24 protein-coding genes are annotated in these 25,817 nt (G+C 53.0%); 15 read left to right on the top strand and 9 right to left on the bottom strand.

The features are described from left to right. Positions 1–257 precede the first annotated feature (257 nt). Positions 258–1,049: an IclR family transcriptional regulator gene (locus GO013_RS08625; RefSeq protein WP_163810157.1), complete on the top strand. Its 792-nt coding sequence runs from the start codon at positions 258–260 to the stop codon at positions 1,047–1,049. Positions 1,050–1,204: 155 nt separating this feature from the next. Here GO013_RS08625 and GO013_RS08620 read toward each other — a convergent pair whose 3' ends face one another. The 4 genes from GO013_RS08620 to GO013_RS08605 form a co-directional block, all read right to left on the bottom strand. Continuing rightward, positions 1,205–2,257: a radical SAM protein gene (locus GO013_RS08620; protein WP_163810155.1), complete on the bottom strand. Its 1,053-nt coding sequence runs from the start codon at positions 2,255–2,257 to the stop codon at positions 1,205–1,207. 4 nt (positions 2,258–2,261) lie between these two features. Further along, entirely contained in the window at positions 2,262–3,251 is a 990-nt protein-coding gene (locus GO013_RS08615; RefSeq protein ID WP_163810154.1) for a radical SAM protein, read from the bottom strand. After that, positions 3,248–4,303, bottom strand: coding sequence for a radical SAM protein (locus tag GO013_RS17535; RefSeq protein WP_163810152.1), 1,056 nt, complete (start codon positions 4,301–4,303; stop codon positions 3,248–3,250). Before GO013_RS17535 ends, GO013_RS08615 begins: the two co-directional genes overlap by 4 nt. A gap of 105 nt (positions 4,304–4,408) precedes the next feature. Beyond that, positions 4,409–4,816, bottom strand: coding sequence for a PqqD family protein (locus GO013_RS08605; RefSeq protein ID WP_163810150.1), 408 nt, complete (start codon positions 4,814–4,816; stop codon positions 4,409–4,411). A 326-nt stretch (positions 4,817–5,142) separates the two neighbouring features. Here GO013_RS08605 and GO013_RS08600 point away from each other — a divergent pair, with 326 nt between their 5' ends. Further along, on the top strand, positions 5,143–6,318 hold the full coding sequence (locus GO013_RS08600; RefSeq protein ID WP_163810148.1) for a MalY/PatB family protein: 1,176 nt from the start codon (positions 5,143–5,145) through the stop codon (positions 6,316–6,318). Positions 6,319–6,475: 157 nt separating this feature from the next. Here the strand turns inward: GO013_RS08600 and GO013_RS17260 are convergent, their stop codons facing one another. Next, positions 6,476–8,155, bottom strand: a complete 1,680-nt coding sequence (locus GO013_RS17260) for a sigma 54-interacting transcriptional regulator (RefSeq protein WP_239057796.1) — start codon at positions 8,153–8,155, stop codon at positions 6,476–6,478. A gap of 187 nt (positions 8,156–8,342) precedes the next feature. On the opposite strand from GO013_RS17260, the gene GO013_RS08590 reads away from it, so the two are divergent. The 6 genes from GO013_RS08590 (at position 8,343) to GO013_RS08565 (ending at position 13,725) form a co-directional block, all read left to right on the top strand. Beyond that, positions 8,343–9,260, top strand: a complete 918-nt coding sequence (locus GO013_RS08590; protein WP_163810146.1) for a tetratricopeptide repeat protein — start codon at positions 8,343–8,345, stop codon at positions 9,258–9,260. 21 nt (positions 9,261–9,281) lie between these two features. Next, complete coding sequence (locus GO013_RS08585) at positions 9,282–10,943, top strand: 4Fe-4S dicluster domain-containing protein (protein WP_163810144.1); 1,662 nt, start codon at positions 9,282–9,284, stop codon at positions 10,941–10,943. 46 nt (positions 10,944–10,989) lie between these two features. After that, a complete protein-coding gene (locus GO013_RS08580; protein WP_163810142.1) occupies positions 10,990–11,301 on the top strand; it encodes a hypothetical protein in 312 nt (103 codons plus the stop codon). Between the two features lie 72 nt (positions 11,302–11,373). Beyond that, the gene (locus GO013_RS08575; RefSeq protein WP_163810140.1) at positions 11,374–12,522 is read left to right on the top strand and encodes a 4Fe-4S binding protein; all 1,149 of its coding nucleotides are present in this window, start codon (positions 11,374–11,376) and stop codon (positions 12,520–12,522) included. Between the two features lie 2 nt (positions 12,523–12,524). Next, the gene (locus tag GO013_RS08570; protein WP_163810138.1) at positions 12,525–12,737 is read left to right on the top strand and encodes a hypothetical protein; all 213 of its coding nucleotides are present in this window, start codon (positions 12,525–12,527) and stop codon (positions 12,735–12,737) included. After that, positions 12,724–13,725 carry an FAD:protein FMN transferase gene (locus tag GO013_RS08565; protein ID WP_163810137.1) on the top strand — a complete coding sequence of 334 codons (1,002 nt, stop codon included), beginning with the start codon at positions 12,724–12,726 and terminating at the stop codon, positions 13,723–13,725. The genes GO013_RS08570 and GO013_RS08565 overlap by 14 nt, the downstream gene beginning before the upstream one ends. 205 nt (positions 13,726–13,930) lie before the next feature. Here the strand turns inward: GO013_RS08565 and GO013_RS08560 are convergent, their stop codons facing one another. Next, positions 13,931–16,003: a sigma-54-dependent Fis family transcriptional regulator gene (locus tag GO013_RS08560; RefSeq protein ID WP_163810135.1), complete on the bottom strand. Its 2,073-nt coding sequence runs from the start codon at positions 16,001–16,003 to the stop codon at positions 13,931–13,933. Positions 16,004–16,325: 322 nt separating this feature from the next. On the opposite strand from GO013_RS08560, the gene GO013_RS08555 reads away from it, so the two are divergent. From GO013_RS08555 to GO013_RS08530, 6 genes are read left to right on the top strand one after another with little or no spacing between them, the layout of a single operon-like run. Further along, positions 16,326–17,663 carry a dihydrolipoamide acetyltransferase family protein gene (locus GO013_RS08555; protein WP_163810133.1) on the top strand — a complete coding sequence of 446 codons (1,338 nt, stop codon included), beginning with the start codon at positions 16,326–16,328 and terminating at the stop codon, positions 17,661–17,663. 9 nt (positions 17,664–17,672) lie between these two features. Further along, positions 17,673–18,101: a Lin0512 family protein gene (locus GO013_RS08550; RefSeq protein WP_163810131.1), complete on the top strand. Its 429-nt coding sequence runs from the start codon at positions 17,673–17,675 to the stop codon at positions 18,099–18,101. Positions 18,102–18,119: 18 nt separating this feature from the next. After that, the gene (locus tag GO013_RS08545) at positions 18,120–19,079 is read left to right on the top strand and encodes a thiamine pyrophosphate-dependent dehydrogenase E1 component subunit alpha (protein ID WP_163810130.1); all 960 of its coding nucleotides are present in this window, start codon (positions 18,120–18,122) and stop codon (positions 19,077–19,079) included. A 49-nt stretch (positions 19,080–19,128) separates the two neighbouring features. Beyond that, complete coding sequence (locus GO013_RS08540; protein ID WP_163810128.1) at positions 19,129–20,100, top strand: alpha-ketoacid dehydrogenase subunit beta; 972 nt, start codon at positions 19,129–19,131, stop codon at positions 20,098–20,100. A gap of 60 nt (positions 20,101–20,160) precedes the next feature. Next, the gene (locus tag GO013_RS08535) at positions 20,161–21,168 is read left to right on the top strand and encodes an NAD(+)/NADH kinase (RefSeq protein ID WP_163810126.1); all 1,008 of its coding nucleotides are present in this window, start codon (positions 20,161–20,163) and stop codon (positions 21,166–21,168) included. Beyond that, entirely contained in the window at positions 21,165–21,473 is a 309-nt protein-coding gene (locus tag GO013_RS08530; RefSeq protein ID WP_163810124.1) for a DUF6506 family protein, read from the top strand. The genes GO013_RS08535 and GO013_RS08530 overlap by 4 nt, the downstream gene beginning before the upstream one ends. A gap of 56 nt (positions 21,474–21,529) precedes the next feature. Here the strand turns inward: GO013_RS08530 and GO013_RS08525 are convergent, their stop codons facing one another. From GO013_RS08525 to GO013_RS08515, 3 genes are all read right to left on the bottom strand, one after another. After that, positions 21,530–21,919, bottom strand: a complete 390-nt coding sequence (locus tag GO013_RS08525; protein ID WP_163810122.1) for a PaaI family thioesterase — start codon at positions 21,917–21,919, stop codon at positions 21,530–21,532. Between the two features lie 102 nt (positions 21,920–22,021). Next, a complete protein-coding gene (locus GO013_RS08520) occupies positions 22,022–22,348 on the bottom strand; it encodes a carboxymuconolactone decarboxylase family protein (protein ID WP_163810121.1) in 327 nt (108 codons plus the stop codon). A 185-nt stretch (positions 22,349–22,533) separates the two neighbouring features. Next, positions 22,534–23,511, bottom strand: a complete 978-nt coding sequence (locus GO013_RS08515; protein ID WP_163810119.1) for a lipoate--protein ligase — start codon at positions 23,509–23,511, stop codon at positions 22,534–22,536. Between the two features lie 311 nt (positions 23,512–23,822). Between GO013_RS08515 and GO013_RS08510 the strand changes: the two genes are divergently transcribed. After that, the gene (locus tag GO013_RS08510) at positions 23,823–24,701 is read left to right on the top strand and encodes a methylenetetrahydrofolate reductase (protein WP_163810117.1); all 879 of its coding nucleotides are present in this window, start codon (positions 23,823–23,825) and stop codon (positions 24,699–24,701) included. Positions 24,702–25,817 lie beyond the last annotated feature (1,116 nt).

Below are 25,817 nucleotides of genomic sequence, written 5' to 3'. Positions count from 1 at the left end.
TTTTAGAGTACTTGTTGAAAACGTTGATTTTATCTTGGGATTTTTTGTGTTTTAGGATTAAGTCATTAGAAAAAAGCGATTGAAGCTGAATGTGTTACGTTCGCGTAAGCGAGTGTGTTGTGACGTATTTTTTGTTTTGATGAGAAATGTGAAGTCTGTATAAATATAATTTTTAGCGACCTGCTTATTAAGGGGCGTTGAATTTTATAGATGACTAAGAATACAATAAATGCGTTTGATTTTTGAAAGGAATTTTTATGCCTAAAAAAGAAAAAAAGTATTATGAAATAAGTGCAGTATCTAAGGCTTGTCTTCTTATTGAGAAGCTTTCAACCAGAAAGTCGTGGGAACTTGCCGAATTGAGTCGGGCTGTTGAATTGCCGAAGACTTCTGTGCATCGAATGTTGTTGACTCTTGAAGACAATGACTATGTTTTTCAAGAAAAAGAAAGAGGTGAGTATTGTCTCTCTTACAAACTTTTTTCTGTAGGCAGTCGAATGTTGCAACACTCCAGCGTGGTGGATGTGGCTAAAACGTATTGTCGTGAGTTGCTAGAAGCAGTGGATGAAACCGTCAATTTATGCGTTCCGTTTGGGACAGAAATGCTTGTTGTAGACAAGCAGGTGACATCACAAATGTTAAGACAGGATTCTATTATTGGGAGTTCTTTCCCTTTATTTCAGTCCGCATCAGGAAAAATTTTCCTTGCATTCGCTGAAGAAATTGAGGCTCAAAAGGTCCTTAAATTGATTCGTGAACAATTTGATCAAAGTTTTATTGAAAGAACGATGCATGATTTGTGTTTTGAATTGGAAGAGGTTCGTGAAACCGGACTTGCCTATGACTCTGAAGAGGTTTTTAAGGGGGTACGGTGTACTGCTGTCCCTATTTTGGATTTTCAGAATCAGCTTGCAGCAACATTAAGTGTTTCTGTTCCAACTGTGCGGCTGAGTAAAGAAAAGAATGCAAATATTGAAGAAAATCTTATTTTGGCATCTCAAAGAATTTCTCAACGTCTTGGGGCCTCACTTCTTGAATTGCCATTTTAATAATGGGCTGAGTTTTGGCTGAAAGAGTTTTGAATTATGTTGTCATTGGAAAGGCCTTTGTCTTGGTAGCTACGGGAAAAGCACTCACGATTTTCGTGAGTGCTTTTCCCGTATATGGGCAGTGAGTCTGGTCGGTGAGTGGGCTTCCCGTCGGGTCAATGCTGGGAATTCTGTTGGTTGTGTGGGGCGAACGGACAGCGAGGATCACGCGTTGTCAGTGAGCCGGTTTCCAGAAACCCCAGCCCTCGGCATCCGCCGAAGCAACTGCTGGTGTAGTCGCATCCCTGACAGGCTTCCGGGAGTTGACCAACGGCTTTTCGCACGGATTTGAGCACGTCCGAAGAATCCCAGATCGTTTTGAATCGGTGTTGGACGACGGATCCCGCCTTGAATTGAGGTTCACAGAGCAGAATGCATGGGTAGACAGAACCCTGTGCGTCGATCGTCACTTCGGAATATCCCGCAGTACACCCGCCGCGACCGCTTTGGTCCTGAGAGCGCGGGGCGCGTCCAATGGGTTCATCTCCGTAAGGATCGCAGATGACCGACATGGGCAATTCCGCATTGCGTTGAGCGATGTAGGCATCCAGCTCCTTCCATTCCTGTTGACTCAGCTCCCAGCTTTCCATCATTTCCTGGTGCGCCCGACCGACCGGGATCAGCCCGTGAAAACTGACTTGTTTGGCATTGACAGCGAGCCCCAGCTCAATGAGATCTTCTACATCGTCGATATTTCGTCTGGAGATGAGACACGCGATCTGTGACGGTACCAGGCCTTTTTCGAGATTTTTCAATCCCTGTACTGCGCGGTCATAGTTCCCGGTTCCCCGGATGTCATCATGGTGCTGCCGGTTGCCGTCAATGGACACCTGAACCGGCCAGACAAAGCCGATTTCTGCCAGCCGTTTGGTGGTGGGCAGGTCCAGAAGCGTTCCGTTTGTCGTCAGGTGAATTCGCAGTCCCCGATCCAATGCCGTGGACAGAAAATCGAAAATATCCTTTCGGCAGAAGGGTTCTCCGCCACCCACCACCAAGGTGAAGACCTGCATGTTCGCCAGGTCGTTGATGAGGGTCAATCCTTCTTCGGTCGTCATCTCTCGGGGGAGTTGCTGACCGGAAGCCGTTGAACACATGGGACAGTTCAGGTTGCATTGTGCCGTGATCCACCAATGGACCGTGAGGGGAGCTGAAAGAAACGGTGTCTGCATATTTTTATCCTTGATACAGCGAGGGCAGCGGGCACGCCTTCGGAAGGTGTCGTGCCATCATGGGGTTTCGCAAAATTGCCGGGCAGCAGCCGGGGCAGTCGGGCTGCGGACACGCCTGGCAGGTGGCGTTCATGGCTCGAAACCAGTCGCGTCGGCGTTCCGCCTGAGGCTCGTTCCAGAGGGCCTTTGGCGATTGTTCGATCAGTGATCCCATGCAGAATGTGTCATGGGTGAAGAACGTGCAGTCATAGACGTCCCCATTGGGAAGGACCGTGCATTTCATGGGGGCGTCACACCCGGAACGATTGCCGCGAATTTTGGCCGATCGTGGTGGATGGACGCGCATGGGTGATCCGGATATCTGGAATTCCCGGATGGTTTCGAGGGTTGTGGACAGGTCATCCCAAGATGGTTCAAGCGATTGCTGTTGTGTTTCTTGAGGATGAAATCGACCAAATCGGAGGGCGGTTGCGCCGAGGGTCTGGGCGTTTTCGAGAACAGCCAGGATGTTGCCACAGACCGCCTTGGTCAAAGTCGCATTCATGGTGAAGGGCATGGATTGCCCTTTTATCCGTTCTATGGCGTGGCAGAGTGTCGCATATGAACCGTTGCCCCGAATGGCGTCGTGCGACGGGGCATTCCATCCGTCGAGGCTCAACTGGATGGCCAGCCGGTTTTCATGACCATGGATTATGGGGAGGAAATCCGGGTGAAAGATCGTGTGTCCGTTGCTGGCGACGACGATTCGGGGAACCCAGGATAACAGGTGGTCCAGTATGTCCGGAAAATGTCGGGCCAGTCCGGGTTCGCCACCACTGAGGACCACCACAAAGGGTGCCCATTGCTTGAGCGATTCGGCGACTGTTCTGGTTCTGACCAAATCCAGTTCCGTATCAAAATGGCCGAGGTCCTTGCAGTGGGCGCACGAGAGATTGCATCGCCCGGAGATGTTCCAGACAATGCTGTACGGTCTGTCTGTTTTCCAAGATTTCATAGAGGGCAAATGCCCCGCATGTCCGGGTCAGGGCCACCGAATGTCCCGGTGGCGGCCAGCACATTGGCCTTGCAGCCACCTCGACAGCCAAAGCGAAGGTCGCATGAGGCGCATTCCCCTTGTTCCATGTTGACGTTGTTTCGAAGCCGCATGGCGTTTTCCGATTGCCAGATTTCCTGAAGTGGTGCCTCGCGTAACGATCCCATTGTCACGCCCAGCCGTCCCAGTGGAACACACGGCACCACTCGGCCGTCTGTGAGAATGCCGATGCAGGTTCTGGCCGCTTCGCAATCCCAGGTACACGAAACATTGCTCGGGGTTTTGTCAGGGTGGGCCTTGAACCAGAGGCGCGGGTCGGCGGCGATTTTTATGCCGGTCCGGGGCGTGTTCCAAACGGAATCGCCAACGTGATCACGCAGGACTGATGCTGCGGCCTGTGCCACGGATTTTTCCGGCCACAAATCGGGATGTTCAAGCGCGCGGCCTGTGAGTCCCAAGGGAAGGAATTTGCACTGCACCACGCCGAGCGAGTCACACAGGGCGATGATCGCATCGAGTTCATGTGCATTCAATGTCGTGACGACCGTGGATGTCATGACGCGGAATCCCGCCGTGTTGAAGCGTTGAATGGCTTGAACTGCGTGGTCAAAGGCACCGGGACGATTTCGGAGACAGTCATGGGCATCGGCTTCGGCACTGTCCAGGCTGATCTGGACATTTTTGAGGCCGCAGTCTTTGAGCCGGTCGATGACGTCTGGTGTCGCCAAGTGCCCATTGGTTGATAGAGAGACAAATGGAAGCCGAGAGACCGCATAGGGAATGACGTCATAAATACGGTCGTCGAGCAAGGGCTCTCCGCCACCGAAAATGAGGCGAAAGACATTCATTGCAGCGAGTTGATCGACCAGGGAAAACAATTCGGAGACGGTCAGGGTGTCGTGCTGTTTGCGTCCATAGTCGCCAAAACAGTGCATACATTTATAATTACAGGCTGTGGTGACTTCGTAGAAAACGGTTTCCGGTGCAGAGAGATAGTTCTGTTTGGGCCTCACAATTCACATCCTCGGACGAAACAGTTGGTGTCGTATGGCTCATGGAAACAGCGCACGGGTCCACCTGGTGGCGAACCGTGCGCGGAAAAGGTGCAAGGGCGAAGGTTATTTCGTGGACTTGTCGTGGAGTCCGGCGAAGAGTCCGCGTGCCTGCAATTCCGAAACATATGTGGCTGCAAAGTCTCGTGACAGGCGGGTTTCATCACATACCATATCGAGAATTTCACCCATGGTTCTGGTTTCATCAACGAGTTTCAAGATGGCAGTACTTGTCTCGTCAATGCCGAAAATGGTGTTGTCCGTGACTCTGAAGACCACGGCACCAAAGTGCTCGGTGCGCCAGAAAACGGATGGATTGCTCCGAGGCACGAAGTCTTCGCGCAATTTGGGCGCGCCTTCTCTGGTCATGCGCTGCTCAACGATTTCCCGTGTAATCCGATTGGGACAGTCTTCCTCGCCCGGTCCATACGTCTCCCGCCGAAAGAAACTGCATCCATCGCGTAATTGCAACATGGTCTTCTCCTGGATTAAATGGTGGTCACCGCTCATGAAACACGAGCGTCATGCCGTGATCGCCAGAGCTAACGTAACGAGTTAACTCACTAAAGAATATTGTATTGACCAATATATACATATGTCCGATTGGCGTGTCAAATTATGGTGGATTTTTTGGGCATGTGAGAAGCTATTTGAGCCACTGGTGACCGTGGTTTTTCTGGATAATTCTGTGCTGTATCGGCTTTATTTTTGTCAGTATCTCTGGATATAGTGCTTTTCTCATCACTAAAGAGAATCAGAAAGTCACTCAAATCATCGAATCGTCATAAGGAGCTGAAGCGATGCCTATAGATTTTACTGTCGAAATTGATCGGAGAAATGCCCATTCCACCAAGTGGTCTGAAATGGGAGGGACGTTTTCCAGGGATGACCTCCTGCCCATGTGGGTCGCGGATATGGACCTGCGGTGCGCTCCCGAAATTGTCGAGGTGCTGAAAGAGAAAGCCGAGCATGGTATTTACGGATATGTCTATCGTCCGGATTCCTATTTTCAGGCGGCTATTGATTGGACCAAGGAGCGGTTTGGCTATGCGATGACGTATGAAAGCATGGCGCATTGCTCCGGTGTTGTTCCGTCCATGTCCTATTGTATCCAGCTGTTCACCCAACCCGGTGACAAGATCGTGATTCAATCTCCGGTGTATTATCCTTTTTATGAAATCATTAATGGATGTGGTCGGGAAGTCTGTGAATCTCCATTGGTCTGGGATCAGGAAAGTTCGCGATTTGTCATGGATTTCGATGATTTTGAAAAGCAATGCAGCGACCCGAAAGTGACCGCGTTCCTGTTGTGTTCACCGCACAATCCAGCCATGCGGGTCTGGACCCGGGACGAGTTGACGCGCATGGCCGAGATCTGTTTGCGGCATGACGTCACCATCTTTTCCGATGAAATTTGGCGTGATTTTGTCCATACGGGCCACACGCATATCCCTATGGCCTCGCTGGACAAGGATGTCGAAGCCATTACCATCACGGGTTTTTCACCGTCCAAGGGGTTCAACCTGGCGGGCGTTCAAGCGTCGTATCTGCACTTGCCCACCAAGGAACAGCAAGACGCGTACATGAATTTTGTTTCCTATCAACTGTTGAAGCGGAACAATGCGTTCAGTGTGGTGGCCACGGAAACAGCCTATGCCAAATGCGGGTACTGGCTGGATGAACTGCTTGTGCATGTTGCCGGAAATATGAAATATCTGACTGATTTTGTGCGGGAAAATATCCCCAATGTGGATCTGCTGACATCTGAGGCGACATATCTCATGATGTTGGACTGCCGCAAACTCGGCTTGAGTGATGAGGAATTGTCCCATCGAATCGAGGACGTGGCTCGTGTGGCCCTGGATCATGGTCACTGGTTCGGTCCGGCGTTCGCAGGGTATGAACGGATCAATCTTGGGTGTCCTCGATCCATGGTCGAGAAGGCGGCCAATGGATTGAAGAAGGCCCTGGGTTGAGGACATTGCGTTCCGCTGGAGGGCTTTCTTGAAAATGACATCCGCATGACTGGACGGCGTGAAGCCGCCCGGAAAATGTGTGCTGATTGAATCGAAGCATCCGGGATTATCCCGGGTGCTTTTTCGTGAAATGGTGATTATACCGGATTCGGTGGTGTTACCTGTCTTGGGAAATGACCTGGTCCAGGGAGGTGCCCATTTTCCGCATTTTGCTTCTGAGGGTGCTCGGATTGATTTCAAGGAGTTCGGCGGCTCCGCCCGGGCCATGAATCTTGCCGTGCGCCTGTTTCAAGGCGGCTTCAATGGCGTTTTTGACCACCTCTTTCAAGGGCTTGACCTGCGTCGAAACCTCGGACTGAGAGGCGGCAAGTGCTTTAGGTTCAACGGGCAGGTGAGCAAGGTGTTGTTCAAGGGCAAGCTCCACGCGAGCGTCGATGGTTTTTTCAAAATAGCTCTGGCTTTCTTCGGGAGCGATATACCATCCCTCGTCCTGCGGCAGGAGTTTGTCGAGTTGCAGCGGCCCGCTTGTGCTGAGTGTAATGGCTCGTCTGACCAGATTCTCCAACTCACGCACGTTCCCCGGCCAGGAATATTTGTTCAGCCGTTTCAGGGTATGCCACGGAATTTGTGGCGTGTCTGTCCGCCCCATTTTCTTGTAGGTCTGCTCGGCAAATGCCTGGATCAGTTCTGGCAGGTCCCCGGTCCTTTCCCGCAAGGGCGGGACCTTGATGGGAAAGACATACAATCGATAATACAGGTCTTCCCGGAAGGTTCCTTCCTGCATCATCAGTTCAAGATTTCTGTTGGTGGCCGCAATGATTCGAACGTCCACATCGATGGGCTGCGTGCTGCCTATCCGTTCGACCACATGGTTTTCCAATACGCGCAATAATCGGACCTGTGCCTGAAGCGGGAGTTCGCCGATTTCATCGAGAAAGAGGGTGCCGGTGTGGGCTTGTTCGAAGCGTCCGGGTCGGGATGATGTGGCTCCCGTGAACGCACCCTTGATGTAGCCGAAGAGTTCGCTATCCACCAACGTATCTGGAATGGCCCCGCAGTTGACCTTGACGAATGGTTTGTTCTTGCGTGGAGAAATGGCCTGAATGACATTGGCGATGAGTTCCTTGCCCGTGCCGGTTTCCCCGAGAATCAGGGCCGGAATTTCGCGATTTCGCAACTGATGCACCACGTCCATCGTGTGCTGTAATCCTCCGTGTTCCCCCAGTATCTGCTGGCCTTGCAATCGTTGCAGGTTGAGTTGCAGTTCGTCTTTTTCTTCCCGCAGTTTTTTCTGGAATTCCATGGTCCGTTTGTATTTCAGGAGATTGGACATGGTCAGGGTGAACGGTGCCAGGAGCAGGGAGAGTTTGCGTTCATGTTCCTTGGTGAAACATCCCGGGTGTGTCCCCATGAAACAGAGGTGCCCGAGGGTTTCGGTTTCGGAGCGGAGGATGCCGATCAGATATCCTCGCTCCTTGAGCGGCAGGAATGGCGCGAGGGCTTCGCCGTGTTGTCGGGAAACTGTGGATTGCATGTTGTTCTGGACGTTGATGAGAAATTCCGTGTTCTGATTGTGCAGGCTAAGGCCTGTTGCACTGCGTTCGGACAGGGGAACGACGATTTCCACGAATTCGAATGTGTCTTTCTGCACCAGAAAAAGTAGCTCCAGACTCCGCAAATCTTGTGAATACTGGTGAAGGGATATGGCATCTATCGGAAAATGTTGAACAAGAAAGTCAAAGGTGTTGATGAGTGACTTCTGGATGTCCAGACTCCCGGTAATGCGGATCATTGCCTCGGTAAGGAAGGTAAGATTCTCTTTGTGTGGCTGTGCCATGGTGTGCTCCTGTGGAGAATATAGCGTGCAATGCGCTATAGCACAACAGTTCGCTTAATATCGCTATTTATTGTTTTATAAAACAATAGGTGGTCTCTTCTTCGGCGTACTTAAGTCTATCTAATTGATTTTATTGATAGATAAAATTGGCACATTTCTTGGTATAAAAATCACAAGGAGTGAAGCCATGAATGAGTCCCTACAGCAGATGACGGAAGATGATCTCAAGCATCGTATTTGTGCATTGAAAGATCGTCATGCGTATCATGATTTGAAGAAATTTTTGATCGGTGAGCTGTCAGCGGGACATGTCCCCGCCCAGTTGCAGGTCAAAGCCTATAATGAATTGGGGGTGGCGCATCTTCAGTTGGATGAGCCAGCCGAGGCCGAAAAATCGTTTTTATTGGCCATCGAGAGTGATCCCAAAGCTGTGAATCCCCGTTTTAATCGGGCGAATATTGCCTTGTTTGCAAAGAAATACACAACGGCGTTTGGTCAGTATCAGGATCTTTTGGCCCTTGATCCCGACCATGTGGGGGCGACGTACCATTCCGGCTTGTGCCTCGCCTTGACCGATCGCCCGGTGGAGGCGCTGCCGTATTTTCTGAAGAGTGCCAAGGCTGAGCCTGAGCGGATGGGACCAAACTTTTGGTCCGGAGAAACGCTGGTCGCCCTTGAACGGTTTTCCGAGGCCTTGCCCTATTTCACGAAGGCTGCCGAATTGACGCCCGACCATCGGGAATCGCATCGAGGCATCGCCATCTGTCTGTTTGAACAGGGTGAGTATGCGGACTGTATCGCACAGTGTGACATGTTGATTCAATCCGGTGGTGGGTCCGAATATTTGGCTTTTCGAATCAAGGGTGACGCTTTGATCGAGATGGGGCAGATCGAAGTCGCTGCGGTTTGTCATTTGGAATTGGCGGACATGGATTTTGATGCCCGCGATTATCTGGTGATGCGCGCCAAGGATTTAGCCAAACATCATCCAGACGCTGTATCTCGTTATGTCGAGGTCATTCTCGACATGATCCCGGAACTTGAACGTGCTTTTTCCGGTGTCGTGCCTGCCGAAGATTCGGTGGCCGCGTCGGAAGAGAAATAACTTAGCGAGAGGAGGTCTTGCATGTCGAAAGAACAAGATGCGTTGGACATCATCAATGACCCGAAGAACCGAGTATCGGCTTCTGACGTTCTTGGTGACGAAAAATCTGACGTCAAACAGGAGGCTGCCCCTGAGAAAAAGGGAGTGAGCCGTCGTAATTTCCTGAAATTCGGTGGGGCGGCCGCTGCGGCTGCCACCGTTGCCGGAGCCGGGGCCACCGGGTTTTCCCTGGGCCGGTCCGACGATGCGTATACCGGCTATGGCCGGACGTACCAGGGGGGAGACCAGTTTTTCAACCGTGAACCGTTTCGGTGTGACGTTCCGGCCATGATGACGCCTGTGGCCAAGGTGGAGCGGCCCAATTGGACCGACTATCTGTTCCTGCGTCTGGCGGCTTTGGTCAAGATCATCAAAAGTGGTGAATGGACACCTGACATGGGTGTCGAAACCCTGCCTGGTCCGGTTGGTGATCATTATCGTGCTCATCCCGGTGATCTTGAGATCATGCTGGGATCCTTGCAGCGGAATATCAGGCGGAATCAGGCCTGGGAAGAAGGCAAAGACAAGCAATACGCTTTGGCCGGTGCCTACAACATGGCCTTGCGCAAAGGCGGTATGGATCAGGCCGACCACACCAACCGTATTCCGGAAGATCCGCATGACGAACACATGCGCACCGGCAAGCCCATTCCGCCCGAGGATTGGGACTTTCGGGGTATCTGGCGTGAAAAGCCCATGGAGTTCAAGTCACCTGCGCACGCGTCCAAGCTCATAAAGCGCATGGCGCACCAATTCGGCATGTCGCTGGTCGGTATCACCAAGTTCGATCCCCGTTTCATGTTCAAGGGCTTGATGCGAGGTATGCCGGACAAGGGCCATTACACCTGGGGCGACAAGGTGCCCGAGCATTGGAAATCCATCATTGTTTTTGGTGTGCCCATGAACTGGGATGGCACGTATTCGGCGGTGGGATATTCCACGTCTTTTGACGCATACTTTCGTTCTCGTTGCGCTGCCAGTCTCATGGAGCGGTTCATTCGCGAACTCGGATACCCGGCCCGTGCCCAGTTCCCCGGTTCCAACTATGAAATCATGATGAGTCCCTTTGTGCAGTTGACCGGACTGGGACAGTACAGCCGCGCCGGTGTGACCATGGTCCCTGAGCTTGGCTGCAACTTCCGTCCGGCCGCAGTGGTGACCAACATCGATTTTGAATATGACAAGCCCATTGATGTCAAAATGGCGGACTTCTGTTTGAAGTGCAAAATTTGCGCGGAAAATTGTCCGTCCGGTGCCATTCCGTTTGATGACACTCCGCAGACTGTTGTTCGCGGATTCAAGCGGTGGAAGCTCAATGAGGAAAAATGCTATTCGCAGTGGGCCGGTGGTCCGACACAGGACGGCCTTGGCTGCCGTATCTGTATTGGTGTGTGCCCTTACTCCCGTAAGAATACGTGGATTCACACCATTTCTCGCGAATTGGAACCGCGTGATCCAACAGGGCTGGTTTCATCCGGACTCCTTGCCATGCAGAAGAACTTCTTCAAGTTCAATGAGGCCGAGGATTATCGGTCCGAATGGGACGGCGGCAAGGAAGCCAACTACCACAATCCACCGTGGTGGCTGCGGGCCGAGAACTTCCTCGATATTGAAAAGGACTGGGAATATCACGGCATGGAATAAGCCGCTTTTTTCCATTGGTACATTCTGAATAAAAAGGAGAAATACGATGTTTCCCGGAACTACAATGCTGGATTACATCTTCTGGATGGTCATGGGCGCACTTCAGGTCCTGGTTGTCATGGGACTGGTCGCCTGGCTGAAACACTATGGCCGAAAAGTCATTTGGTGGCAGGTTGGCCTGTTCTATCTCGGTTTTGCCTCTTTGTGCGGGGTTATCGCAGGTGGCACCACACTCATGGGTGAATATGAATCAATCGCCGGATGGTACTTTATCGGTGTGCTCGGTTTGCCTGTGGTGATCTGTCTGGCTATCGCCTTCCGTTTGTTTGTCATGCGAAAGGCACCCACAAAATCGTAAACGTCTTAATCGCTCTTTGGGGCGGTCCGCATACAGCGGACCGCCCGTGAGCGGACTTTCCCGGAGAAAAATGTGTCCAAACAAACTTTAGAACGCCTTGCGGCGGTTGTTTCTGTCTGTATCCTTGTGGCGGCGTGGGCCGCTGGCTGGGTGCGGAGTGAAGGAGCCATCCTTGAGCGCATCAAGAATATTTCCTCTGAAATCGAGGATGTGCAGCAGGTCCGTCCGTCTGTCTTCGAGGGACATCGAACAGGCAACCCCGCTGAAAAATTGTACATTGGTATTGCTGATCATCCGAGTTATGGCGGTCCGTTGAAAGTGGCCGTCGTCGTCAATTCCACAGGGGTGATCGAACGGGTCGCGTTGGTTGAATCCACGGATACCAGTACCTACATCAAGCGGGTATTGGATGAAGGAATTCTCGACGCGTTTCTTGGCGCGGATGAAGGAAAGCTCCCTCGGGTCGATGCTGTCTCCGGGGCATCACTGACATCCAATGCCATGAAGAAAGGGGTCGCAAAGGCCACGGCATATATCCGTGGCGAGGCTGTGAAAAAAGAGTCGCTGTCCTTGTCGTCCACGGAAACGATCAAGGCGGGTGTGACCATCGCCCTTTTCGTGATGGCCTTTTTCATTTCGAGTCGGGTGTTTCGTTGGAACAAGAAGTACGCCCGTCTTGGGTTGCTGGCCGTGTCCACCGTGTTGCTCGGGTTCATGTACGGGGCACAGTTTTCACTGTCGTCACTGATCGTGTTTCTGGCTGGTTTCTGGACACAGGGAATGGCGTCCTACACGGCCTTGATTTGTTTGATTCTGGCTGTGGTCGTATTTTTCATGACCCGGAAGAATCTCTATTGCGCCATGATTTGTCCGTTTGGCGGAGTGCAGGAAGGATTGGGGCGCATTACCAAAAATTCTCCCCCCAAACGGGCTGAATGGATGAAGTGGGTCGCCAGGGCCGTCGCATTGATCGCCATGAGCGGTGCCCTGTATTTCCGCAACCCGTCCGATGCCCAATATGAGCCGTTCGGCATGGCTTTTTCCTTTATCGGATCAACCGCCATTTTCGCACTGATGGTGTTGGTGATCGTGGCATCTCTCGTGGTCAGACGGCCCTGGTGTACGTTGATGTGCCCGGTGTCATCGGTTTTTGAGTTCCTGTCATTCATGCGGAACTGGTGCCTGCCAAAAAAGAAAAAAACCGCGAAAAAGGAGGCCTAGCCATGACGTTCAGAAAACTGTTCACCCTCGTGGTTTTTCTTGCCTTTATCGGATTGTGTGGTTTCGAATTACTCGATCACTTTACGGTCAGCGCGGCCCGCGATGTCGAGAACATTCGGTATGTGCACGGGCTTGACGCTCCGAAAAATGTCGAGAAAAAGGCTGATTCGTTTAATTTGAATGAGATTTTGGAGGTGACCGATGTCAATGGTTAGCAGACGAAAATTCCTGCGGTCTTTCGGCATGGCCGGAGTCGCGGGTGTCGTTGGCACCGTGACGCGTCCAGTCGTCGCGTCCGCAGATGACCGTCTTGAAGGGCGGACCGAAACACAACTTCGTATGGGAACATTTTTGTCCATCGAGGCCCGTCATATTCATCAGGATGTGCTCGATGAAGCGTTGGATGCCGCATTTCAGACCGCACGCGATGCCGAATCGGTTTTCACCCGTCACACATCGGACAGTCCGCTTGGAATTTTGAATGCGCAGGGCGTGCTGCACGGAGCACCTGCATCGCTTGTTGCCATTATCAAGGACGCTTTCCAACTCGCTCGAAAAACAGACAATGGATTCAATCCGACCATAACTCCGGTCCTTGATGCCCTGGCCACCCATGCGGTCCCGACCGTGGCCGCATTGCCGTCCCATGTCCAACGGGATCTGGCCGTGTTGACCGACCCGAAGGCCGTTGTCATCACGAACGATTCCATCCGCTGCCGTCATTCCGGCATGGGAGTGACGCTGGACGGGGTTGCCAAGGGGCATATCGTGGATCAGGTCGCTTTGACTTTGGAGCGTCATGGCGTCGCTGATTATCTGGTGAATGGTGGCGGGGATATTCGCATGGGGTCATCACGGCGTCAGGATCGGCCTTGGCGTGTGGGGATCGAGGATGCTTCCGGTCCCGGAAAAAATCTCGTGACCTGTTCCTTGCACTCCGGGGCAATGGCCACGTCCGGCAACTATGAGAGCCGTGCGACCAAGGGGTACGATCACCTTGTCGCCAGTTCACCCTCGCAGGGTCCAGAATGTCATGCCGTGACCGTCCAGGCCCCGACGTGTGCCGAGGCTGATTCGCTTGCCACCGCACTGTTCGCCATGGGTGTCCGTCGTGGAACGCATTTCCTCCAGGAAAATCCTGCCTACGCCTGTTTGTGGCAAACATCGAATGGCATGATCGCCTCTTCTGGCTGGCGTGCCTGAGTTCGAATGAACAAGCAGAGAATACCGGCAGTCCCAGAGGTCCGTTTCGTTTTGACGGGCCTCTGGTTTTCAGGGCAACCTTGACATAGCTGCACGACAACGATCAGGCCGAGGCGACAGTGTGTTCGCCTCGGCCTTGTCTTTTTAATGGAGTGTCATATCAGTGTGTCTTTGTGGTGACATGAACCGAGGTTCTCGGCTGTCCTCAGAGTGCGATGTGATAGCGGGCCATTTTGGCATATAACGTGTTTCGACCAATGCCGAGCGCCTTGGCTGTCTTGCTGATGTTGCCGTCGTGAAAATCCAGTGCTTCGCGGATGGCGTCTGCCTCGCGTTGTTTCAGATGAAACTCCCGTCCTTGCGGTGCCGGTCCACTTCCTTCAGCCTGATCCGTGCTTCTTTTTGAAAGGGCGTGGGGCAGGTGCTCAGGCAATAACACAGGACCAGACAGGGTGTTGGCAGCATATTCCAGACAGTTGATGAGTTCCCGCACATTGCCGGGCCAGTCGTGGGCCATGAAGATTTTTCGGACATCCGACGGAATTTCCGGACAGGGAATATCAAAGGAGGAACAGAGACGTTTCAAATGGACGTCGGCCAAGAGGTTGACATCGTTGCCCCGTTCCCGAAGGGGCGGGATATGAATGGAAACCACATTCAATCGGTAATAGAGATCTTCCCGGAAACGGCCTTGTTCGACGCGTTCCAAAAGATTCTTGTTCGTCGCGGCAATGATTTTGACATCCACGGGAATGGGGGTGGTCCCGCCGACCGGCACAATGGCCCGTTCTTCCAGCGCGCGAAGCAGGTTGACCTGCTGTGATTTGGGCATTTCCGAAATTTCATCCAGAAAGAGTACGCCGGTGTCCGCTTTCTGAAATTTGCCAATGCGCCCCTGTTTGACAGCCCCGGTAAAGGCTCCTTCGCGATATCCGAAGAGTTCGCTGTGGACCAGTTCCTTGGACAATGCGCCGCAGTTTACTGCTACAAATGGTTTTTTTGACCGAGGTCCGGCCAGATGGATGCCCTTGGCGAACAGTTCCTTGCCCGTGCCGGATTCGCCGGTGAGCAGGATGGTGGACGGTGTCCTGGATGCGCTGGCCGCTTTTTCAATAGTTCGGTGCATGGCCGTGCTGCCATACAGGACATGCTCAAATCCCTTGATCGGTTTTTTTTTCGAGGCAGTGGATGTTTTTTGAATATCCTGTCCGACCGCCATCGGGTGAGACCGTTGCGTTTCGCTGACAGTGACAATGGTGTCGAGCCAGGTGCCACTGGCGCTGAAGGTAGGCATGGCCCTGATGAACAGGGAAGGTCTTTTTAGGGCGTGAATGGTGACCGGGTCGCACAGAGAGGCGTTTTTCTGCTGGGCGAGATAGGGGGCCAGGTCAAAGAATTCTTCGGCATTGTGCCCTCGCAGAGGAATGCCTTCGGGACTGAGCAACAGCTCCGCGATGGTGTTGGCGCTGGTGATGCGTCCTGTCTTGTTGAGAAACAGCACGCCGGTCATGACCGAGTTGAACATGGATGAAAAAAGTGAGGTCATCTGGTTCTCAAGCTCGGAACAGTAGAGACGGCTCAATTGGTGTTCCAGAGCGCGTGCGGCATTCTGGACCAGTTCCAGTGCGTTGGTGTGGTCGGAATCCTTGGGGCCGGAAATATCGAAACAGCCCCAGATGTTGCCGCGAGGGTCAAGGATCGGGGCCGCCGAGCAATTCCAACTGTGGTGACTCTGGCAGAAATGTTCCGAGGCAAAGACCTGCATGGGGCGGCCAGTGGCCAAGGCTGTGCCGATGGCATTGGTCCCGACACTGGATTCCGCCCAGTTGGCCCCCGGGCCGAAGTTGAGTGTGTCTGCCTGGCGAAGCACGTCCAGATCACCGGACGTTCGGGCCACCCGTCCTTCGGCGTTGGTGATGGTCATCAGCAGGTTTTTCCCCTTGATCCCTTCATAGACCGTTGATTCGATGCCATCACAAATCCGTTCCAATGTGGTGGTGAATGGTTTCATCTGTTCCATGGGCAGAAAATCCCAACAACTGCGGGGGGCAGGGTCAACCGCCATGTCCATACACCGTTGCCATGAATCAAGCAGAATCGGGTCCACATCCGGGGAGGTCATGGACTTGCCATTCACAAAGCGTTTCCAGTTGGAGGCATCCACCTGGGCCGCGCGTTGCCGACTGGACCGGGACAGGACCAATGGCACGGGATGTTCAGGGGTATTCGGGTCGCGATGTATTTCGAAACCGTTTCCATCTCTGAGGAGCAAGTGCATGTGTAACCTCCAGACTGACACAGGTGAAATCATGGGGATCGCTCATATTCTCTCCTGCAAGCACTTCATTCTGTCAAGTGTTCAATATTCGAACGCAAATAGATGATCGCCTTTATGATTGTGTCAGATATCCCGGTGTGATGGATTGCTTTTTTCCTGTCTGCCTGTCCGCTGTTTGCTGCTGTTCGGAGGCTGAACACTTTATAGACTCTCGTTTTGATCCGATTTTATTGAACATCTTGATATTGATTGAAAAAGACTCTTGGCACCCCCGTTGCAATTCCCTGTGCAACATATGCAAACAAACCAGGAGGACTTGGTTATGGCTCAAGATGTGATTATGCCCAAATGGGGCCTGACCATGAAGGAAGGAAAGGTCGTTCGTTGGCTCAAGGGCGAAGGTGAGACGGTAGAAGCCGGGGAGCCTTTGTTTGAAGTGGAGACCGACAAGATTACCAACTCGGTTGAGGCCCCTGCCAGCGGTGTCTTGGCGAAAATCATTGTCCCGGAAGGGGATGTCGCTGTTGTGCAGTCTGTTGTGGCCGTGATCGCCGCTCCGGGCGAAAACGTTGAAGCGGGTGCGTCCGAATCGACAGCCGACGCCGTTGATGACGCAGCGGCACCGGCTGCGGCGACTGAAGATCGTGTGGATTCGAAGACAGAAAAATCTTTTGTCAGAGCCATGCCCGCCGCTCGCAGACTGGCTCGGGAGCTGCACGTTGATTTGTCCATGGTCACCGCCACCGGCTCTGGTGGGCGTATTACCATGAAAGATGTGCAGACCGCTGCTGATGCCGTTCCGGATGGGGTGAACGCCAGTCCGAAGGCCATCGAATTCGCCCGAAAGCAGGGAGTCGATCTCACGCTGGTTTCGGGAACGGGCGAAGGCGGACGGATTACCAAGGCGGATATCCTGCGGGCCATGAACCCGGTGGCGGAACAAACCGCTGTCGTGCCGCTGGTGGCATCCGGGGAGACCGTGATTCCCATGGAAGGAGTTCGCCAACTTATTGCAGAAAATATGCAGGGGAGTTTGCAGAACGCCGCTCAACTGACTGTCTTTGTCGAGCTGGATGTGACGGAAATGGTCCAGTTGCGTACCCGTTTATTGGAGCGGAATAAACGCGACGCACAGTATCGCCTGTCGTACAACGACATCATTGCCTATGCGGTATGCCGTGCGCTCAAACGGCATCCGGTCATGAATTCCACACTTCAGGAAGACGGCGTCCATCTGCATGAGCATGTCAATCTCGGCATTGCCGTCTCCATTCCCAACGGGTTGATTGTTCCCAATGTCAAACAGGCTGACACCTATGGTCTGGAAGCCCTCAAGACCGAGGTCCGTGATGTGGCTGGCCGGGCGCGAGACGGCGGATTGAACATGGATGAAATCTCTGGCGGGACTTTCACCATCAGCAACGTGAGTATGCTCGGCATGGACGGATTCACTCCCATTCTCAATCCGCCGGAAACCGGGATTTTGGGTGTGGGGCGTGTGGTCGAAAAACCGGCCGTGCATGACGGAGAAATATGCATTCGCCAGATGATGACCCTGTCGTTGACCTTCAACCATATGGCGACGGATGGGGCACCGGCCATGACCTTCCTGCGAGAGCTGGGAGACATGCTGGAACATCCCGGCCTGATGATCGTCTAGGAGGACCCCATGACCATGGAACGATTCGCTATCGAACTTGGCTATGCGGCTGATCTGCATGGCGAAGACATGACCAAGGCCGCAGTGCGGGCGGTGCGTGATGCGGTGTCGCGTGTCTGTTTGTGCGGCATTGTGGAAATCTGTGGTCGAGACCGTTTTCAGGGAGTGCATGTCCATGCGGATGTGGCGGTCCCGGACCCGGAAGGTGTGGACCGCGAGGCGGTCCTCGCCAGTATTCCCATTGGTGAAACCACTTTGACAGTGACCTCCGGCGGCCTGCGTGTCCCGGGGATCGAAGTGCCCTGTTTCGCCCCCGGGGTGCGCTCTATTGTCGTGGCCTGCGCCGCCCTGACTGTTTCCATTGAAACGGATGGGGTGGACGCACAAGAGAATGGATCGAGTAAATCGGCCTGCGGATGCGCCGCCAAGGCCATATAACGTACAGGAGAGAAAACAATGGCTCTCAGCAAGAAGACATTGATTCACATGTTTGAAACCATGAACAGGATTCGTCTGTTCGAGCAGCAGTTGCAGGAATTCTTCGCCGCAGGCGAGATTCCGGGTTTTGTCCATCTGTATCTTGGTGAAGAGGCAGTGGCCACGGGTGCCTGTTCAGCCCTGACCGAGACTGACATGATGACCAGTACCCACCGTGGGCACGGGCATCTTTTGGCCAAAGGCGGAGATCTGAAATTGATGATGGCTGAAATTTTCGGACGCCAGACCGGCTATTGCAAGGGAAAGGGCGGGTCAATGCACATTGCTGACCTTGATCTTGGCATTCTCGGTGCCAATGGCATCGTGGGTGGCGGTGGTCCCTTGGCCGTGGGAGCCGCCTTTGCCGCGAAGTACAAGAAGAGCGATCAGGTCGCCCTGTGCTTTTTTGGTGATGGCGCGTCCAATCAGGGAACCACGCAGGAAGCCTTGAATATGGCCAGCGCCTGGAAGCTCCCGCTTGTTTTTGTCAATGAGAACAATGGCTATGGCATTTCCTGCCCGCAGTGCAAGTCCATGGCCGTGGTGGATATCGCGGATCGTGCCGCTGCCTATGACATGCCTGGTGTCGTGGTGGACGGCAATGATGTCCTCGCCGTGCACGAAGCCGTTTCCGAAGCCGTCAAGCGCGCCAGAAACGGGGAAGGCCCCTCGTTGATCGAATGCAAGACCTATCGGTGGCGTGGGCATTTCGAAGGGGATGCCTGTGTGTATCGGTGCGCCGAGGAATTGGAAGAATGGATGGCCAAGGACCCCATTCCTCGATTTGAAGCCAAGCTGTTGGAAAGCAAGACCCTGTCCAAGAAGGACGTGGCCGCGATCAAGGAACGCATTGCCAAGGATGTTGATGAGGCAGTGGCTTTTGCCAAGGAAAGCCCCATGCCGCAGACCAGTGCGTTGATGGATGATGTCTACGCCTAGCCGGTGTGACTTTTTTCATGAATCAATAGACTCTTAAACGGAGAGAACAATGTCCGAAAAAACATATCTTCAGGCACTCAATGACGCGTTGCGGCAGGAAATGGAGCGCGACGAAAACGTGTTCATTCTCGGTGAGGACGTGGGGCAGTTCGGTGGGTGCTTCGGCGTGACCCAGGGGCTGTTCGAAACCTTTGGCGAAGAGCGTGTCAAGGATACGCCCATTACGGAAAGCGCCATTGTCGGCGCGGCCGGTGGAGCGGCTGTTGCGGGATTGCGCCCTGTGGCCGAATTAATGTTCGTTGATTTCATCGGTGTGGCCATGGACCAACTGTTCAACCAGGCCGCCAAAATGCGGTTCATGTTTGGTGGCAAGGCCACGGTGCCCATGACCCTGCGGATGCCCCAGGGAGCCGGTATCGGGGCCGCTGCCCAACATTCGCAATCCCTGGAATCCTGGTTCATGCATATCCCTGGTCTCAAGGTGGTCATTCCGTCCACCCCGTATGACGCCAAGGGACTGCTCATCAGTGCCATCCGTGATGACAACCCGGTGATCTTTCTTGAGCACAAGTTGCTCTATGGGATCAGCGGCGAAGTGCCGGATGAAAGTTACACCATTGATATCGGCAAGGCGGATATCAAACGGGAAGGGACTGATGTCACGATCGTGGCGACCTCGCTGATGGTCCATTCTGCGCTGGATGCGGCTGATAAACTTCAGGCTGAAGGCATTAGTGCGGAGGTTGTTGACCCTCGGTGCCTCCAGCCATTGGACTCGGAGACCATCGTGAATTCCGTCAAGAAGACCCACGCGTTGGTCATTGCGCATGAGGCCGTGCAGTTCGCCGGTCCCGGCGCGGAGATCGCGGCCATGGTCGCTGAAGAGGCGCTTGACTATCTGGATGCTCCCATCAAGCGGGTGGGTGCGCCGTTCTGCCCGGTGCCTTTTTCTCCGCCGCTGGAACAATTCTATATCCCGGATTCAGGGAATATCGTCGAGGCCGTGAAACGCATTCGTTAATCAAATGGAGCGGGAGAGCAGGACAGCCTGTTCTTCCGCTTCTTTCACGAGGACATCCTTTTGAGTACTGTCGCAATTCTCGCAAATCCCGCCTCTGGAAAGGATATCCGCCGCCTTGTGGCCCATGGCAGCGTCTTTGACAATCAGGAGAAAGTACGCATGGTCCGGCGGTTGATTCTCGGCCTTGAACAGGCTGGAGTTTCCCGGATTCTGTATATGCCTGACGGGTACGACATTATTCCCCGGGCCTTGAATGCCATTCACCCATCCATTCCGGTGGACGCGGTGGAAATGCCCATTCGCAATAGCCAGACCGACACCACCGTCGCGGCCGGAATCATGGAGACCCTGGGCGCGCGGTGTCTTATCGTGCTTGGTGGGGATGGGACCAGTCGAGCGGCCTGCAAGGGGACGTGCGCGGTTCCGATACTCCCTGTTTCCACGGGGACCAATAATGTTTTTCCCCAAATGGGAGAGGTCACCATTGCCGGACTGGCTGCCGGGTTGGTGGCGTGCGGACGACTGCCGTGCGAGGCGTGTTGCGTTCGATCCTGCATGTTCGACATCCTGATTGATGATCGGGTGGTGGACATGGCGTTGGTGGACGCGGCTGTGTATGACGACGTGTTTCTCGCGTCCAAAGCGGTGTGGGATATCAGCAAGGTGCCACAATTGTTCATGACTCGGTGCAGTGCCAGTTCCATAGGTTTGTCTGCTATCGGCGGACAGCTTCAGGCTATCAGGCCGGAGGAACCTCGTGGGTTGGCCCTGCGGCTGGATGGCGATCCGTCCATGATCGTTACAGCGGCTATTGCACCGGGGTTGTTTGCGGATGTGCCGGTCAGCGAAGTGACTGAGATGACACCGGGGACCGTTTTTCCCATCGATACCCGTCCCGGACTCATTGCCCTGGATGGAGAACGTGAAGTCGAGATTTCGAGGACTGCCTCGGCTGGCATTCGATTGAATACCGAAGGCCCGTTGGTCATTGACGTGCCTGCAACCATGGCTTTGGCTCGAACCAAAGGGTTTTTTGTCAACCTGTATCCCTATGAGGAATCATCATGAGTACTGTTTTGAAAGCTGCATTCATTTTTATCGCACCGGGAGGGGAACCTGCCCGACATCGGAATTGGGTCCGTACTGATTCCGTTGAATTGGTGGCTGTTGCCGTCAATGACTATGCTCAGGCCGAAACCGTTGCCCGGGAATTGGTGGACACGGAAGGCATTGCCGCCATCGAGTTGTGTGGCGGATTCGGATCAGTGGGCACCGCGCGCATTGCTGCGGCGGTGGATGTGCCGGTGGGGGTGGTTCGGTTCGATATTCATCCCGGTCTGGACAACGCCAGCGGGGATACGCTTTTTGCGTGAAATCATGGTTTGGAAAGGGCTGTCGTTTTGATATGGCAGCCCTTTTCCATGCGTGACTATTCTTTGGACAGGACGTGCTTTTGCGGCACGAAGCAGGTGAAAGTCCCGCTGAAAACCACGTCGTCATTACAGGAAACATCTACCTGAACGAGGTGCTTGCGGTCCTCTGGGGTCTGGTCCTGCGCTCGGGCAATAAGGGTGTCGCCGACGCGGGACGGTTTCAGGAACCGGGTGTCCGCTGCGCCGAGGACCACATTGGGATGATTGATCGAAAGCATGGCCGCATAGTCTGCCAGTCCGAAAATGAAGCCGCCGTGAATCAGACCACTGTCATCTGCGGCCATGGAGGGCAGACAGAGCAGACGGACCGTACTGGTGCCCGCGTTCACTTCAAGCGGTTCTCCGCATAATGACTGGTCAATACCTTCATGTGTCGAAATTTTCATGCCATCCTCTGTCACGCGGATCAGTGCCGCTGTTGTGCCGAAACACGCTCGGAACCGGGGACATATAGAGCGTTCCCGGTTCCGAGATCGTGTGCGGCGTGATTAATCGAAAAGATCGTCCAATTCCTCGAACACATAGTGCATGTACATCACTTTGGGAGAGCCGCCCATTGAAATGGATAACATGGCGGCTTGCAGGATTTCTTCCTTGGTCGCGCCGTGGCTTGCCGCTCCCTGAATGTGGAGAGAAATGCACATTTCACATTGAGCCATCATGGAACAGGCAAGGTGAATCAGTTCCTGTGTCTTGTGATCTATGGGACCAAATTGGCTTATTTCCTTGGTACAGGCAAGGTAACTCGGGAAGACGTTTCCGGCCCGGTGTGTCATCTTTGCCAAAGTATCTGCTGCTTTTTCCGCTGAATCCATGTGGTACTCCTTGATTTAAAGTGACGGTATTTCAATACAGCAAGGAGTATGCCCGTAGATATATATCAAATTAAAACAGGGTTTTGATTTAAAAAGTAGATGTTTGTACTCCGAAAAAAGCCGTGGGCGTTGTCCCGGACATGAACATTGATCGGAATTCGAACACCGTGTGGGAGCGGGGCGGATCAGAACAGGCAGTCCAGCAAGGTGTCCAGCGTCACGTCATGAAGGTATTGCTCCAGTTGGACGGTGGCCAATCGGTCTTGTACGGCAGTGCGGGTGTGGGGTGTCCCCACGAGCATCGCTTCCAACGGGCCGATATCCTTGACTCCGAAGTAATCGCCAAACAGTCTCGCCGTGAGAATTTTTCCTTTTTTGACGAATAGATTGACATCCAGCAGTCCCCCGGGTGTGCGGGTGCGTTTGGAAAAATTATAAGCAGGGGAAGCCCCGAAATTCCATGCCCATGTTCGGTATCGCGTATCGGCGAGGGCGGAAATATGGATGATTTCCTCTTTGGTGAGGTGCCTTGTTTCCGGGGCACTGCCGTTGGAAACATTGTCCATGAGTCGATCGAGAAAATCGGTGACCGTCATGGGTGTCTGAAGATGGCTCGCGATGTTGGTGACGCGGGAGCGCACGCTTTTCACGGCCTTGTCCCGGTATTTTTCCGGATCAACTCGCAGTGCGCCGGACAGATCGGTCATATCTGCGGTGAACAACAGTGTGCCATGATGCAGGATACGTCCCTGATGGAAATGTTGGGCATTGCCCGAGAATTTTTTGCCATCGATGAGCAGGTCGTTTCGGCCACTGAAAACGCACTGGACGCCCATGGTTTGCAGGGCCTCTTGAATGGGTTTGGTGAACCGTTCGAAATCCAGTCCTTCCGATGGCTTGCCGTGGGTGATGAAGGTAAAATTGATATTGCCGAGATCATGAAACACGGCCCCGCCACCACTTAACCGTCGGATCACGGGAATGTCGCGTTCCTGTACGAACGATTCGTCAATTTCGGCAACGGTGTTCTGGTTTCGGCCAACAATCACGGCAGGCTTGTTGCGCCAGAGCATGAAGATGTCGGTTTCTGAATTGGTGAGCAACCACTCTTCGGCGGCCAGGTTGAAGGCTGGATCAAGACATTGATTATGGATGTATCGCATGTGTGTTCCTTTCTGTTGGCCAATGCAAAAGGCGGACCTTGTCCTGTTATTCGATGGAGGATCGTTTCGCCGTCGCTCCTATACCCGGAGTCGGGGGAAGACGGCAAGTTTCGTGGTGCGAGGAGTTTTCAGCAGCGGTATTTCTTTTTTTGTGGTCCAATGTCTGCATTGACCCGGTTCTGGAGAAGAGGCTATATACATCCGCACGAAAACGAGCACTGTCGCGTTTTACCCCTGAGAAAGAAGGTGGTGGACATGGCTCTTTGGGCACAGCAAAGCCTCAACTATCCGAAATGGACAGGAGATATACTATGCGGATAATCGATCTTATTCACGAAAGAGAAGGAAAACCTTTTGTTTCCTTTGAATTTTTTCCCCCGAAAGAAGAGGCGGCCATGCCCGGCTTTTATGACACCGCGAAACAACTCAAGGCATTGGACCCGCTCTTTGTTTCCGTGACATATGGTGCCGGTGGCGGGGCGCAGGACAATACGTTGGGCATCGTTTCCGGCCTTCAGAAAGATGAAGGGTTCGAGACCATGTCGCATTTGACGTGTGTGCAGGCCTCGGAAGATCGGATCGCTGGATATCTCGATCAGCTCGGCGCAGTTGGTTCCAGTAACGTGCTCGCTTTGCGCGGTGATCCGCCAAAGGGTGGTTCATCCACCTTTGTCCCCGACAATGAACGATTTAAACACGCATCTGATCTTATTGAATATATTCGGGAAATTCATCCGGAAATCTGCATCGGCGTGGCCTGTTATCCCGACCCGCATCCAGAGTCCCCTTCGGTTCGCGAGGATTTGAATTGGACCGCGCACAAGTTGGAATTGGCTGACTTTGCGACAACGCAGTTGTTTTTTGACAACCGTGTGTATTTTGAACTCGTTGAGAAATTGGCGGACAAAGGGGTGAACAAGCCGGTCATTCCTGCGGTGCTGCCTATTCCCAGCGTCCAATCCGCCAAGTTCATTCTGGGCCTGTGTGGTGCCATGATTCCCGGGAAATTCCTTTTGGCGCTCGAAAAAGCGGACGCCGAGGGTGGTGTTGAAGCGGCTGCGGCTGTCGGACGGGATTTTGCGCGTAGACAGATCGAAGATCTGTTGGCAAAAGGCGCACCTGGCGTTCATCTGTATACGTTGAATCGGGCTGAACATTGCCTCAAGGTTATGGAAGGACTGACTTTCTAATTCTTTTTTGGAACAGTCGGTGCGCAGTATGATGAATGCCGACCGTTTCAGATGTATTGAATGAATATTGATACAAAGCCTTTCTGACGGAATGTCGCCATGACATTCTGTTCGAAAGGCTTTTTGTTGTGGCAATTTCATGCGAATTCTTGTGGGGCCGCCAAAGAAGCAATCTTCTTGACCCGGCGTAATGTTGGTGTCTTTTTTTATGTTTGAAATAGGGCGGAATTTTTTCGAATTTTGACCGGGGAGCTGTCATGTTCGTCTGGATGGCTGTCGGGAAAACGATTTTTTGATACATAAAACAAGAAATGCTGTATCGGGTTTTATTTCGTAAAATGACTGTTGAAATGACGGGGGCCGACAGTTGGTACAGTGATACCGTATGTTTTTCATAAAAAACTGCATTGCAGATCAAAAAAAAATGAAACCACTTGCGCACTTTTCCTTTTTGTTATATTCAAAATTCATATAGCTTATTAACATTGTTCGTTTTTATGCTTTTTAAAAAAAAGCTTGTGTAACGGATGACCGGCAAAAAATAGCTCACTGAGTGTGAGCGTTCATGAGCGGGTCGCCACGACACAAAGGATGTCGGATCGCGCTGCAAGGCCGATTGGATGTTGTAACGAATGATGGACGAGTCTCCTCCCCTGCGATCATTATAAACACCACCGTTCAGAGGAGCAGTTGCAGGGAGATGGTCAAACCAGATGCTTCGTTAGTGGAGGGAGTCGATACTTCAACCATTTGTGTTCCTGAATATATTCTTTGTAGCGGGGGCGAATAGCCCGGATGCTAATCAGGAATGATGTGCCAGAGTATCGTGCACAAGCTCTTTTCACACGAACGGAATCCTCAATAGTAAGACGTCGATCGGCGGGTGACCTTTCTTAGCAAGGCAGTGTCCGCTCATGTGACGGCCCTTCTCGAATATTCCGGTGAAAAATTGATTGGTGTTTTTCCGCCAACAAGCATGTGACGTATGTCATGTGCGGGAGGATCGTGTTTCCTTTTTCGGATACGCGGTGTCTATCGGTAAACACGCACGCTTTCAGAGATATCTGGCATCAGAATTGCGTTCTGAAGTAAGGATATGCTGCCTTTCCTGATGTT

This window comes from Pseudodesulfovibrio sp. JC047 (assembly GCF_010468615.1).
Taxonomy (GTDB): domain Bacteria; phylum Desulfobacterota; class Desulfovibrionia; order Desulfovibrionales; family Desulfovibrionaceae; genus Pseudodesulfovibrio.
Note: the sequence above shows the minus strand (reverse complement) of the source record. Positions and strands in the feature narration are given on the sequence as shown.

Coding starts and splice junctions, on each gene's coding strand:
- GO013_RS08520 (WP_163810121.1), bottom strand. CDS start 22,348: ATGGATTCAGCGGAAAAAGCAGCAGATACTTTGGCAAAGATGACACAC.
- GO013_RS17260 (WP_239057796.1), bottom strand. CDS start 8,155: ATGGCACAGCCACACAAAGAGAATCTTACCTTCCTTACCGAGGCAATG.
- GO013_RS08555 (WP_163810133.1), top strand. CDS start 16,326: ATGGCTCAAGATGTGATTATGCCCAAATGGGGCCTGACCATGAAGGAA.
- GO013_RS08625 (WP_163810157.1), top strand. CDS start 258: ATGCCTAAAAAAGAAAAAAAGTATTATGAAATAAGTGCAGTATCTAAG.
- GO013_RS08590 (WP_163810146.1), top strand. CDS start 8,343: ATGAATGAGTCCCTACAGCAGATGACGGAAGATGATCTCAAGCATCGT.
- GO013_RS08585 (WP_163810144.1), top strand. CDS start 9,282: ATGTCGAAAGAACAAGATGCGTTGGACATCATCAATGACCCGAAGAAC.
- GO013_RS08615 (WP_163810154.1), bottom strand. CDS start 3,251: ATGAAATCTTGGAAAACAGACAGACCGTACAGCATTGTCTGGAACATC.
- GO013_RS08560 (WP_163810135.1), bottom strand. CDS start 16,003: ATGCACTTGCTCCTCAGAGATGGAAACGGTTTCGAAATACATCGCGAC.
- GO013_RS08530 (WP_163810124.1), top strand. CDS start 21,165: ATGAGTACTGTTTTGAAAGCTGCATTCATTTTTATCGCACCGGGAGGG.
- GO013_RS08605 (WP_163810150.1), bottom strand. CDS start 4,816: ATGTTGCAATTACGCGATGGATGCAGTTTCTTTCGGCGGGAGACGTAT.
- GO013_RS08570 (WP_163810138.1), top strand. CDS start 12,525: ATGACGTTCAGAAAACTGTTCACCCTCGTGGTTTTTCTTGCCTTTATC.
- GO013_RS08545 (WP_163810130.1), top strand. CDS start 18,120: ATGGCTCTCAGCAAGAAGACATTGATTCACATGTTTGAAACCATGAAC.
- GO013_RS08550 (WP_163810131.1), top strand. CDS start 17,673: ATGACCATGGAACGATTCGCTATCGAACTTGGCTATGCGGCTGATCTG.
- GO013_RS08620 (WP_163810155.1), bottom strand. CDS start 2,257: ATGCAGACACCGTTTCTTTCAGCTCCCCTCACGGTCCATTGGTGGATC.
- GO013_RS08525 (WP_163810122.1), bottom strand. CDS start 21,919: ATGAAAATTTCGACACATGAAGGTATTGACCAGTCATTATGCGGAGAA.
- GO013_RS08515 (WP_163810119.1), bottom strand. CDS start 23,511: ATGCGATACATCCATAATCAATGTCTTGATCCAGCCTTCAACCTGGCC.
- GO013_RS08580 (WP_163810142.1), top strand. CDS start 10,990: ATGTTTCCCGGAACTACAATGCTGGATTACATCTTCTGGATGGTCATG.
- GO013_RS08565 (WP_163810137.1), top strand. CDS start 12,724: ATGTCAATGGTTAGCAGACGAAAATTCCTGCGGTCTTTCGGCATGGCC.
- GO013_RS08510 (WP_163810117.1), top strand. CDS start 23,823: ATGCGGATAATCGATCTTATTCACGAAAGAGAAGGAAAACCTTTTGTT.
- GO013_RS08540 (WP_163810128.1), top strand. CDS start 19,129: ATGTCCGAAAAAACATATCTTCAGGCACTCAATGACGCGTTGCGGCAG.
- GO013_RS08600 (WP_163810148.1), top strand. CDS start 5,143: ATGCCTATAGATTTTACTGTCGAAATTGATCGGAGAAATGCCCATTCC.